We start from the raw sequence: 12,204 nt of genomic DNA, 5'->3' as shown, positions 1-12,204 counted from the left end.
GTCTCCTGAAGGAACGTTGAAGACGACGACGTTGATAGGCCGGGTGTGTAAGCGCAGCGATGCGTTGAGCTAACCGGTACTAATGAACCGTGAGGCTTAACCTTACAACGCCGAAGATGTTTTGGCGGATGAGACATCGATAAGTAAGCTTGATAACAGATTAGATTAACCGGCGTAAGCGGGTTAATAAAACAGAATTTGCCTGGCGGCCGTAGCGCGGTGGTCCCACCTGACCCCATGCCGAACTCAGAAGTGAAACGCCGTAGCGCCGATGGTAGTGTGGGGTCTCCCCATGCGAGAGTAGGGAACTGCCAGGCATCAAATTTAGCGTGCTGATATGGCTCAGTTGGTAGAGCGCACCCTTGGTAAGGGTGAGGTCCCCAGTTCGACTCTGGGTATCAGCACCACTTTTTAGGTTAAAGTTCGGCAGATTAGAAAAGAATTTGTCTGGCGGCAGTAGCGCGGTGGTCCCACCTGACCCCATGCCGAACTCAGAAGTGAAACGCCGTAGCGCCGATGGTAGTGTGGGGTCTCCCCATGCGAGAGTAGGGAACTGCCAGACATCAAATCAAGCGAAAGGCCATCCGAAAGGATGGCCTTTTTGCTTTTCGAACTAACATTCAATTAATGGATAACCTGCGATAAAAATGCCCTCGTACGCTCCGATTTAGGATGCGCAAAAAATTCATCCGGTGCAGCTTGCTCCACGATTTCTCCGCGATCCATAAAAATCACTCGATCAGCGACAGTTCGCGCAAATCCCATTTCATGTGTTACACACAACATTGTCATACCCGACTGCGCCAGCCCAATCATCGTATCCAGCACCTCTTTCACCATCTCAGGATCGAGCGCCGACGTTGGCTCATCAAACAACATAATTTTCGGCTTCATACACAGCGAACGCGCAATGGCAACGCGTTGCTGCTGACCACCAGAAATCTGTCCGGGAAACTTCTGGGCATGTTCGGCAATTCTCACCCGCTCAAGGTAATGCATCGCCAGAGCTTCAGCCTCTTTCTTTGGCATCTTGCGTACCCAAATCGGTGCCAGGGTACAGTTCTGTAACACGGTCAAATGTGGGAAGAGATTGAAATGCTGAAAGACCATTCCCACTTCCTGCCTGACGCGCTCAATATTGCGAATATCTTCGTTAAGCTCGATGCCATCCACCACGATCCGTCCCTGTTGGTGTTCTTCCAGATGATTAATACAGCGAATGGTTGTCGATTTCCCGGAACCGGAAGGACCACACAGAACGATCCGTTCGCCCGGTTGCACGGTTAAATTTATATTTTTCAAAACATGGAATTGTCCATACCATTTATTGACGTTTTCCAGCGTAATCATCGCGTTAGCAGGTTGCAGTAAAATTTGGCTCATAGTGTCCTCAATGCGGTGTACGCCCGGTGTTAAAACGTTTTTCCAGATGTTGGCTATAGCGCGACATGCTGAAACAGAAGATCCAGTAGATCAGTGCGGCGAAAACATACCCTTCTGTGGACATACCCAGCCAGGCGGGGTCAACGGTTGCCTGCTGAACGCTACTGAAAAGATCGAACAACCCGATGATGATCACCAGACTTGTGTCTTTGAATAGCGCGATGATGGTATTTACCAGTCCTGGAATCACCAGCTTCAGTGCCTGGGGCAGAATAACCAGCCCTTGAGTTTTCCAGTAACCCAACGCCAGCGACTCTGCCGCTTCGTATTGCCCTTTGGGCAGCGCCTGTAATCCGCCTCGCACGACTTCCGCAACGTATGCTGACTGAAACAGGATCACGCCGACCAACGCACGAATCAGTTTGTCGATGCTGGTGCCTTCCGCCATAAAGAGCGGCAGCATGACCGAAGACATAAACAGTACGGTAATCAGCGGTACGCCGCGCCAGAACTCGATAAAAAACGACCGATAAGATACGCACAATCGGCATATGGGAGCGGCGACCTAACGCCAGTAAGATCCCCCACGGTAGCGCCCCCGCAATCCCAACTGATGCAATAATTAAAGTTAGCGTCAGCCCGCCCCATTGCCGGGTTTCAACCCGCTCAAGACCAAAAAAACCGCCATACATCAGCCACCAGACAATCAGTGGGTAGATAACCGCCCAGACCGCAATATAGCGACCGCGATGCGGGAGTATTTTCCAGAACATTGGTGCGATAGACACAAGGCCAATCAGTAATGCCAGGTTAATTCGCCAGCGTTGGTCGTGTGGGTAAAGCCCATACATAAACTGACCAAATCGTTCGTGGATGAAGACCCAACAGGCACCGGCTTTTGTGCAGTCGGCACGCGTTGAGCCAACCCAGTTAGCCTGCAAAAATGCCCAGTTCAGCAACGGTGGGATCAGTTCCCACATCAACCATATGCAGCCAATAGTCAGCAGGCTATTGCTCCAGCTGGAGAACAGATTTTTTCGCACCCACACCATAGCGCGGCTTGAGTTATGGCTCGCCGGGCGCGGGGGATGAGACAGCAATACTTTTGTCATCATGACTCCTTAGCGTTCAACGATCGCGATACGGCGGTTATAGATATTCATCAGCAGCGAGATAGTCAGGCTGATAATCAGATAGACCGACATCGTCATGGCAATCGTCTCGATGGCTTGCCCCGTTTGGTTCAGCACGGTGCCAGCAAACAGCGAAACCATATCGGGATAGCCAATAGCGGCGGCAAGAGAGGAGTTCTTGACGATGTTGAGATACTGGCTGGTTAACGGTGGAATAATCACCCGCAATGCCTGGGGAATAATGACCTGGCGTAGCGTAACCGGGTTGGGTAATCCCAGTGATCGAGCCGCTTCATGTTGACCATAAGGCACTGCCTGGATCCCGGCGCGGATAATCTCGGCGATAAATGCAGAGGTATAAACCGAAAGTGCTAGCGTTAAGGCTGCCAGTTCAGGAATTAAAACCATCCCGCCGCGGAAATTAAAGCCTCGAAGGCTGGGACATCCCAGTGTAGTGCTGCGCCAAAAAGCCATTGCGCCAGTAAAGGTAAACCAATGATCAACACAACGGCGCAAGGCCAGGTACGGCGCAGTTGTCCGGTCTTTATCTGGTGCGTTTTATTAAAACGGAATAGTCCAACAGAAATGGCTATAGCAATAACAACAGTCAGGATAAACGCAATAAATCCATCTCCCAGCTGCGGCGACGGAATATAGAGCCCACGATTGCTCAAAAAGGCGAGATCAAACGCACTCACTGCCTGTCGCGGTCCGGGCAAATTGCGCAACACGGCAAAGTACCAGAAGAAGATTTGCAGCAGCGGGGGAATATTACGGAAGATCTCAATATAAATTGTGGAAAGCTTTCGTAGCAGCCAGTTATCCGAAAGTCTCGCCAGACCGATAAAGAAGCCCAGGACAGATGCGAATACGATACACAATGCTGAAACCAGTAGCGTATTGAGTAAGCCGACAATAAAAACGCGTCCGTAGGTATCGCCCTGCTGGTAATCGATCAAATGCTGGACGATCCCGAAGCCTGCGCCGCGATCCAGAAAGGCAAATCCTGATGTTATGCCGCGATTGTTTAGATTCGTCACGGTGTTGTGAAATAACCAACCAACAATGCCGACGACGGCAACAACGGCGAGGATCTGGAATAACCAGGCGCGAACCGTAGGGTTGGTAAAGGAGAGTGAGCCTTTAACGGTTGAGCGGCGATGGGGCATATAAACCTCGGAAACCATAACGCTGAAGAGAGCGCCGCCGTAGCGACGCCCGTTACCTCACACCGACTTAACGCACGGGCGGCGCGTACTGAATACCGCCGTTATTCCAGAGATTATTTTGCCCACGTTTAATTTTCAGCGGGCTTTCTGAACCTACATTACGCTCAAAAATTTCCGAGTAGTTACCCACCTGTTTGATGATGTTGTAAGCCCATTTATTATCCAGCTTCAGATCCTTGCCGTAATCGCCCTCTTTACCCAGCAGATGCGCCATATCAGGCGTAGCTGGATTAGCCGCTTTTTCATCAACGTTTTTGCGAGTTAACGCCCATCTCTTCAGCATTCAGCATGGCGAAAAGCGTCCAGCGCACAATAGAGAACCATTCATCATCGCCACGACGGACGACCGGACCAAGCGGTTCTTTAGAGATAACTTCTGGCAGGACAATCCATTCGGCAGGATTACTTAATTTGATCCGCAGGGCATACAGTTGCGACTGATCCGAGGCCAGCGTATCGCAGCGGCCAGATTCCAGAGCCTTCGCTGATTCGTCTGAGCGATCGAAGGTTACTGGCGTGTACTTCATATTGTTTGCCTTGAAGTAATCGGCGACGTTGAGTTCGGTATCAGTCCCCGCCTGAATACAGACTGTTGCGCCATCCAGTTCTTTCGCGCTTTTTAATCCCGCTTTATCGTGCGTCAGGAAACCAATGCCGTCGTAATAAGTGACGCCAGTAAATACCATTCCCATTCCCGCGTCGCGGGATGAAGTCCAGGTCGTATTACGGGAAAGCAAATCCACTTCTCCTGACTGTAAAGCGGTGAAGCGTTCTTTTGCTGTGAGTGGGGTATATTTCACTTTCGTGTCGTCACCAAATACAGCAGCGGCAATACCACGACAAACATCTACATCAATACCTGAAAACTTACCGTCTGCATCGGCATAAGAGAACCCAGGTAATCCGTCACTGATCCCACATTGCACAAACCCTTTATTCTTTACGGCATCAAGTGTCGCGCCAGCATGCGCCTGATTTGCAACGGCAAGCAGCACGCTGGCGGCAGCCAGTGTGGCTATCATCATCTTTTTCATAATGCTTCCTGTGAGGCGAAAATTATCGTTATAGGACGTTTGGGAAACGTCTTTTACCTGTCTGTGGCCATCCTTTTATAAGCAAAAGTAGTGCCAGCTTTTGCGCACGATTCCACGTCGCAATAAGCTGAGTGTAGACAGGAAATAATAAAAACATCGCCTCGCAATGGTGCGAAAATGAAACATACGCCACATTTTAGCGCAAAATATTTATTCGCATTTTACTAAGCAGGATAATGATTGTTAGCGTGAGCATGTGTTTTAAATGAGGGTAAAAACTAATGGATGTGTTATTTCGATAGTTCGAAATAAAATGCTAAATTAAAAGGGAATAAGCTAGCAGAATATAGTTGTATTTTATCTTACGGTGAGATTCTGTACCGTTAAACAGAGCGCGGAACTCCGCGCTCTGTTCAGTTATTTCGACAGAGCGATGATCCCCATCGTCAGGCCAGCAACAGCCGCTGCCCCGCCAGCAATAGCCCCAGCCGTTTCCCAGTTATCCTGAGTCGTACCTTTCATACAGGTATTGGTGTGAACCAGACGGCCCTGATCGTCATAAACCGGAACGCAGGGTGAATCGTGAGCGCAGCCCGCCAGCAATGCGGTGAGCAATGCGACAGGAATTAATCTTTTCATGGTGTTACCTCAGTAATAACGCTACCGCTTAATAAGCTAACTTTCTTATTAACGTGCTGAATTCCATTTTATCACCGGGAGTTATAATTATTGCGAGATGAATAATGACAAATTATGTGAATTGTAAAAATAATGAAGGGAGAAAGAATGAATGTACTCAATTCAAAAGTTAATGAATCATTAACTCATTAATTTTTATAGTTTTAACTGCAAATTACAAAGGCGTCCGAAGATGCCTTTGTGTCTTAAATTTACCCTTTAAAGCAACGGCGGATCACCACAAAGAACACAGGGACAAAGAAGATTGCCAGCAATGTTGCGGAAATCATGCCACCCATGACTCCAATCCCTACCGCGTTCTGCGCGCCGCTTCCCGCACCATTACTGATAGCCAGCGGCAATACGCCGAGAATAAAGGCGAGTGATGTCATCAGAATAGGACGAAGACGCATACGTACGGCCATCAGCGTTGCTTCAATGACACCTTTCCCCTCTTTTTCCATCAGGTCTTTGGCGAACTCAACAATCAAAATAGCGTTTTTAGCCGATAAGCCAATTGTCGTTAACAAGCCCACCATAAAATAAACGTCATTTTTCTGATTAAAGAGTGTCGCCGCCAGCAGCACGCCGACAATCCCTAACGGCACGACCAACATAACCGAGACAGGAATTGACCAGCTTTCATAGAGCGCCGCAAGGCACAGGAAAACGACCACGAATGAAATGGCTACCAGAGCAGGGGCCTGGTTGCCTGACAAGCGTTCCTGATACGACATCCCCGTCCAGTCATAACCGATTCCGTTAGGTAGTTGTGAGGCGAGGCTTTCCATTAGAGACATCGCATCGCCGGAACTGGTGCCTGGCGCAGCTTCCCCCTGAATCTCCATGGAGGGTAGACCGTTGTAGCGTTCCAGACGCGGAGAACCATATACCCAATGTGAAGTGGTAAAGGTGGAGAATGGCACCATTTCGCCGTTAGCGCTGCGGACATAAAGTTTATCGACATCTTCTGGCAGCATACGGAATTTGGCATCCGCCTGAACATATACTTTTTTCACGCGGCCACGGTCGATGAAGTCGTTGACATACGTCCCGCCTAACGCCGTAGAAATGGTCTGATTAATGTCAGAAAGCGAAACGCCTAATGCCTGTGCTTTTTCCTGGTCAACTTCAAGTTTGAACTGCGCAGTATCTTCCAGTCCATTGGGGCGCACACTGACTAAGCTTTCAGGATGTTGCGCCGCCATGCCAAGCAACTGGTTGCGGGCATGGGTTAAGGCATCGTGACCAAGACCCGCCTGATCGATTAACTCAAAGTCGAAACCTGTTGCCGTACCCAGTTCAACAATGGCTGGCATATTGAATGGAATGACAAAACCGTCGCGGATTTTACTCAGTTCCATTTTGGCACGTTGGATTACCGCTTCCGCGCTATTTTCTTCGCCACTGCGCTCTTCCCACGGTTTAAGGCTGACAAAGGCCATCCCCGCGTTTTGCGCCTGACCGCTGAAGCTAAATCCATTGACTGTAAAGACACTTTCAACGTTCGCCTTCTCGTTCTTCAGATAGTAATCCGTCACTTCATCCAGTACTTTTTGTGTCCGCTCTTGCGTCGCGCCAGCGGGCAGTTGGATCATGGTCAGGAAGACACCCTGATCTTCTTCCGGCAAGAAAGAAGAAGGGAGGCGTAAAAACAGCACTACCATTCCGGCGACAATCAGCGCATAGATCAGTAAATATCGCCCTGTGGAACCGAGGATTTTGCCAACGCTATTGGTGTAGTGAATAACGCTATGATCGAAAGTGGTGTTAAACCAGCCGAAGAACCCCCCCTTATTTTCGTGATGCTCGGCAGAGACTGGTTTCAGCAATGTTGCACATAACGCGGGGGTGAGAATCAGCGCAACAAGTACTGAAAGCGCCATTGCTGAAACAATAGTGATAGAGAACTGTCGATAAATTGCCCCTGTTGAGCCACCGAAGAATGCCATCGGAATAAATACCGCCGACAGTACCATCGCGATACCTACCAGCGCGCCCTGGATTTGCGACATCGATTTTTCCGTCGCTTCTCTGGGGGGGAGTTTATCCTCCATCATTACGCGCTCGACGTTCTCCACAACGACTATCGCATCATCAACAAGAAGTCCGATGGCAAGTACCATCCCGAACATCGTTAGCGTGTTGATGGAGTAACCAAAAGCGGCGAGTATGGCAAATGTCCCTAACAACACGACAGGTACAGCAATGGTGGGTATCAATGTTGCCCGCATGTTCTGCAAGAACAGATACATCACCAGGAATACCAGGATAATGGCTTCGAACAGCGTTTTCACCACTTCCTGGATAGAAAGCTGGACGAAAGGCGTGGTGTCATAAGGGTAAAGAACCTTCATTCCCTGTGGGAAGAACGGCTGTAATTCTGCCAGTTTGGCCTTGATGGCTTTTGCGGTATCAAGTGCGTTAGCTCCCGTTGCCAGTTTAATGCCGAGGCCAGCCGCGGGTTTGCCGTTGATACGGGCGATAACGTTATAGTTTTCACCACCGAGTTCAATCCGTGCGACATCTTTCAGCCGCACTACCGAACCGTCGCTGTTCACGCGCAGGGTGACTTTGCCGAACTCTTCCGGATCTTTTAACCGTGTCTGGGCAATAATCGACGCGTTTAACTGCTGTCCTGGTAATGCCGGCGTGCCGCCTAACTGACCGGCCGCAATCTGGTCGTTCTGTACTTTCAACTGGTTAATGACATCAACCGATGTGAGTTTATATTTGTTCAGCAGATCGGCATCGAGCCAGATACGCATAGCGTACTGAGCACCGAACAGTTGCACGTCGCCAACGCCGTTCAGACGGCTAATGGTATCTTTTACGTTAGAGGCGATGTAGTCGGAAATATCGTCTTGCGTGGTACTTGGGTTATCAGAAACAAAACCAGCCACCATCAAAAAGCTGCTACTTGATTTCTCGACACTTATCCCCTGTTGCTGGACTTCCTGCGGCAGCAACGGTGTGGCGAGTTGAAGTTTGTTTTGTACCTGCACTTGCGCGATGTCTGGATCGGTCCCGGACTGGAAGGTGAGAGTAATTGTCACGCTACCGGCTGAATCGCTGGTGGAGGACATATACATCAGATTATCGATGCCGTTCATATTCTGTTCGATAACCTGTGTCACCGTATCCTGCACGGTTTGCGCATCAGCGCCCGGATAGTTTGCCGACACAGAAACAGCAGGCGGGGCAATGGTTGGATACTGGGCGACGGGCAATTGTAGGATCGCCAGTACGCCCGCCATCATCAGAATAATGGCCAGCACCCATGCAAATATTGGTCGTCGAATAAAAAAGTTTGCCATATCAGATTGCCTTACTTCGACGCAGTATCTGCGGGGGTATCGGTAGTGGCCTTAACCTGCTCTCCCGGGCGTGCTTTTTGCAGGCCGCTGACAATGACCTGATCACCCGCTTTTAGTCCTTCGCTAATCAGCCATTTATCGCCAATGGCCTGGCTGGCGACAACAGGACGCGCCTCAACCTGGCTTTTATCATTAACAATCAGCACGGTAGCGTCACCACGCGGCGTGCGGCTAACTCCCTGTTGCGGGATAAGAATGGCGTCAGGTTGTACACCTTCATCAATCCGTGCGCGCACAAACATACCTGGCAGAAGCGTGTGTTGCGGGTTAGGGAAAACTGCGCGCAGGGTTATGGAGCCGGTGCTTTCATCAACGGTCACATCAGAGAATTGCAGCGTGCCTTTCAGGGGATAGGTTTGACCGTTTTCCATGACCAGCTCTACGTTGCTGGTGGCGTTTTCCTTATGCAAATTCCCTTGCTCTACGGATTGCTTCAGTCTCATGAAGTCGTTGCTGGATTGGGTCACATCGACATAGATAGGATCGAGTTGCTGGACAGTCGCCAGTTCGGTCGTTTGCCCGTTAGTGACGAGAGCACCTTCGGTTACCGAAGATTTGCCGATACGCCCGCTAATTGGCGCAGTCACTTTGGTATAAGCGAGATTGATGCGGGCGCTTTCGACCGTGGCTTTTGCGGCTATGACGGTAGCATCGGCCTGACGAGCATCAGCAATCGCCTGATCGTACTCCTGCTGGCTGATGTATTTCGTACCCACAAGCGGAACATAACGTTTTACCGTCAAATGCGCGATGGACGCGGCAGCTTCGCTTTTCGCCAGTTCGCCTTTCGCGCTGTCATAACTTGCCTGATAAGTGGCCGGATCGATCTGGTACAGGGACTGGCCAGCTTGCACATCGCTGCCTTCAGTGAAATTACGATTCAGCACTATCCCGCTAACCTGCGGGCGAACCTCGGCAATACGGAAAGCATTAGTACGGCCTGGTAATTCAGTTTTAACTTCTAACGGGGCAGTATTCACAACATGAACGGTAACCTGCGGTTCACCGACGTGAGCTTTCTCTTCTCCCTTATCGTTACAACCCGCAATTAACGCTGCGGAGATCATGATAAAGGAGGGCAGGAGGAAAAACCTGGCATGTTTCGTCATTACTATTCCTCAAAAAACCAAAAGCGCGTTATTAGCCAGAAAAAGGCAACGCGTTAACTCGCAGAAATAAAAATACAGTTCGCTATCCTACAAATTATCGTCCGGCGATGTAAGGAATAGTTATGAATAGTCGCTATTCAAGGCACGTAAACACAAAAATAGATTAATATTCTAATGTTCTCATTTGATGTGAGTTGAAAAGAATGGAAGCATTTTAACGCAAAGTGAAATATACATTTATTAAATAAATATATTATCGTCAAACAATAGACTTTGGTTATTTGACGATTGATAGCAGACGGGAATTGGTTTCTCGTATAAATAAAAATTAGGTGATACATTACTTCTCGTTGTTTCCCTTATGTCGAATATATTTATTTCCTGAATGATTAATCATGGCAAAAAGAACCAAAGCTGAAGCCCTGAAGACCAGGCAAGAACTGATTGAAACCGCCATCGCCCAGTTTGCGCAGTATGGCGTAAGCAAGACGACGCTCAATGACATCGCCGACGCCGCCAACGTCACGCGTGGCGCAATCTATTGGCACTTCGAAAACAAGGCTCAACTGTTTAACGAGATGTGGCAGCAACAGCCTTCATTGCGGGAGTTAATCCAGGAACGTTTAACGGAAGGGTTAGAACATGATCCTTTCCTGCAATTGCGTGAAAAACTGATTGTTGGTTTGCAATATATTGCCGAAATTCCCCGCCAGCAGGCGTTACTGCAAATCTTATATCACAAGTGTGAATTTAGTGATGAAATGCTGGCCGAGGCAGTAATACGGGAAAAGATGGGCTTTAATCCACAGATTTTGCGTGAAGTATTACAAGCATGTCAGCAACAGGGGGATATAGCTAAAAGCCTCGACTTAGACGTCGTAATGATTATTATTGATGGCGCCTTCAGCGGTATTGTTCAAAACTGGTTAATGAATATAGCGGGTTACGATCTTTATAAACAAGCACCCGCATTAGTCGATAATGTATTAAGAATGTTTATGCCAGATGAAAACATAACAAAATTAATTCATAAAACAAATGAATTAGGTATCGTATAAAGTTACATTCTATTGTGAAAATCCAGTTCGTCACAGTTAACCAGTTTTAGCGGATTAACCGAGTTCATATTGCGACATTTGTCTGTTTCTGTTGCCAGTAGTTCAATCCACTGCATCAGTAAGGTATCAAACAGAAAAACGGAGACAGCGAAAACGACGAGCCACCAATACTTGCGAATCATTACCTGAGCCTGTGCATGTTTAACCAAGTCTGGCAGGAAATATACACGAAATGAATAATCTGAAAACCAGGCTTACACTTCCTTTACTTTGCAATGAGATCGGGGTCAACTTCGCTGATCCGGCTTCGTTTTGACAGGTTGCCGGTCTTTCTTTTTTTCACTTTCGCCAGCTCTTCCATGGAGTAATGTGACGCGACATCCAGTCGGCGTAGCCCCATCTTGATGTACTCGCTGTTAATCTCAATACCAATGAATTTTCGCCCGGTCGCGATGGCGACGGCACCGGTGGTGAAGCTACCAGCAAACGGATCGAGAACGACATCGCCAGGGTTAGAAGAGGCGAGAATAATGCGCTTCAGTAAAGCTTCAGGCTTTTGCGTCGGATGGTTTTCATATTCATCCATCAAATAACGTACGCGTGGAAAATCCCAGACGTTACCTGGCACTTTTTGATGATTGTAAGGTTGTGGGGGATTTTTGCGATAGTCGATTAATGCACGCTGTGCTCCGGTTTTGGCTTCTACCAGAATAGCATCGCTGTTAAAGGTGTAGTTCTTTGCGTCTTTCACCATCATCAGGATGGGTTCATACATGGAGCCGTAATATTTTTTGGCCTGAACGCCGGAGCTGTCATACGACCAGACGATGCGACTTTTGATGGTAAAAAGCTGGCGGCACTGGAGGTCAATAAAGGGCATATTTTCCGTGCTGTTCATGATGTACATGCTGCCCTGTTTTTTCAGAACGCGGTGGCACTCTGTAATCACTTCAAATAGCCAGTTAATAAACAGATCTTCTTTCCACGCTTCGATCAGGCCATCGAAATTTTTACCGATGTTATAAGGCGGGTCAGCAAAGATTAGATCAACACTTTCTGCGGGTATCTTTTTAAGTTCAGCTAATGCATCACCGTGGATAATGGTCTTTGCATTGTCGCCAAACCTGGTGGGTTCACATCCTGTTCTCATGGTCACTCCCTTTGCGACACCTATAAAAAAGGCGCTTCCCCATGCCGAGTAGC

Annotated in this window: 7 protein-coding genes, 1 tRNA gene, 3 rRNA genes and 3 pseudogenes; 5 read left to right on the top strand and 9 right to left on the bottom strand. The window is 48.6% G+C overall.

Going from position 1 to position 12,204, the window contains the following annotated elements:
* The 4 genes from CRI63_RS09245 to rrf (CRI63_RS09230) all read left to right on the top strand — a co-directional run.
* Positions 1 to 104, top strand: a 23S ribosomal RNA gene (locus tag CRI63_RS09245); the annotation flags it as partial.
* 97 nt (positions 105 to 201) lie between these two features.
* Positions 202 to 317: ribosomal RNA gene (rrf, locus tag CRI63_RS09240) — 5S ribosomal RNA — on the top strand.
* A 14-nt stretch (positions 318 to 331) separates the two neighbouring features.
* Positions 332 to 407, top strand: a tRNA-Thr gene (locus CRI63_RS09235).
* 39 nt (positions 408 to 446) lie between these two features.
* Positions 447 to 562: ribosomal RNA gene (gene rrf / locus CRI63_RS09230) — 5S ribosomal RNA — on the top strand.
* Positions 563 to 624: 62 nt separating this feature from the next.
* Here rrf (CRI63_RS09230) and CRI63_RS09225 read toward each other — a convergent pair.
* From CRI63_RS09225 to acrE, 7 genes and pseudogenes are all read right to left on the bottom strand, one after another.
* Entirely contained in the window at positions 625 to 1,383 is a 759-nt protein-coding gene (locus CRI63_RS09225; protein ID WP_000078344.1) for an amino acid ABC transporter ATP-binding protein, read from the bottom strand.
* 7 nt (positions 1,384 to 1,390) lie between these two features.
* Positions 1,391 to 2,495, bottom strand: a pseudogene (locus CRI63_RS09220) (amino acid ABC transporter permease).
* 9 nt (positions 2,496 to 2,504) lie between these two features.
* Positions 2,505 to 3,685: pseudogene (locus CRI63_RS09215) on the bottom strand (amino acid ABC transporter permease).
* Positions 3,686 to 3,752: 67 nt separating this feature from the next.
* Positions 3,753 to 4,779, bottom strand: a pseudogene (locus tag CRI63_RS09210) (amino acid ABC transporter substrate-binding protein).
* 417 nt (positions 4,780 to 5,196) lie between these two features.
* Entirely contained in the window at positions 5,197 to 5,418 is a 222-nt protein-coding gene (locus CRI63_RS09205) for a membrane protein (protein ID WP_000825639.1), read from the bottom strand.
* Positions 5,419 to 5,669: 251 nt separating this feature from the next.
* Positions 5,670 to 8,774 (bottom strand): multidrug efflux RND transporter permease subunit AcrF, encoded by a 3,105-nt coding sequence (gene acrF, locus CRI63_RS09200; RefSeq protein WP_130223720.1) that lies wholly within the window; start codon positions 8,772 to 8,774, stop codon positions 5,670 to 5,672.
* A gap of 11 nt (positions 8,775 to 8,785) precedes the next feature.
* Positions 8,786 to 9,943 (bottom strand): multidrug efflux RND transporter periplasmic adaptor subunit AcrE, encoded by a 1,158-nt coding sequence (gene acrE / locus CRI63_RS09195; RefSeq protein ID WP_130223722.1) that lies wholly within the window; start codon positions 9,941 to 9,943, stop codon positions 8,786 to 8,788.
* A 395-nt stretch (positions 9,944 to 10,338) separates the two neighbouring features.
* Between acrE and envR the strand changes: the two genes are divergently transcribed.
* Positions 10,339 to 11,001 carry an acrEF/envCD operon transcriptional regulator gene (gene envR / locus CRI63_RS09190; RefSeq protein WP_135519297.1) on the top strand — a complete coding sequence of 221 codons (663 nt, stop codon included), beginning with the start codon at positions 10,339 to 10,341 and terminating at the stop codon, positions 10,999 to 11,001.
* A gap of 2 nt (positions 11,002 to 11,003) precedes the next feature.
* Here the strand turns inward: envR and CRI63_RS09185 are convergent, their stop codons facing one another.
* Both CRI63_RS09185 and yhdJ read right to left on the bottom strand, forming a co-directional pair.
* Complete coding sequence (locus tag CRI63_RS09185) at positions 11,004 to 11,183, bottom strand: DUF2556 family protein (RefSeq protein ID WP_010345321.1); 180 nt, start codon at positions 11,181 to 11,183, stop codon at positions 11,004 to 11,006.
* Between the two features lie 83 nt (positions 11,184 to 11,266).
* Positions 11,267 to 12,151 carry an adenine-specific DNA-methyltransferase gene (gene yhdJ, locus CRI63_RS09180; protein WP_130223726.1) on the bottom strand — a complete coding sequence of 295 codons (885 nt, stop codon included), beginning with the start codon at positions 12,149 to 12,151 and terminating at the stop codon, positions 11,267 to 11,269.
* Positions 12,152 to 12,204 lie beyond the last annotated feature (53 nt).

Origin of the sequence: Escherichia sp. E2661, from assembly GCF_004745185.1 — a bacterium.
In the GTDB taxonomy this organism is placed as follows: domain Bacteria; phylum Pseudomonadota; class Gammaproteobacteria; order Enterobacterales; family Enterobacteriaceae; genus Escherichia.
Note: the sequence above shows the minus strand (reverse complement) of the source record. Positions and strands in the feature narration are given on the sequence as shown.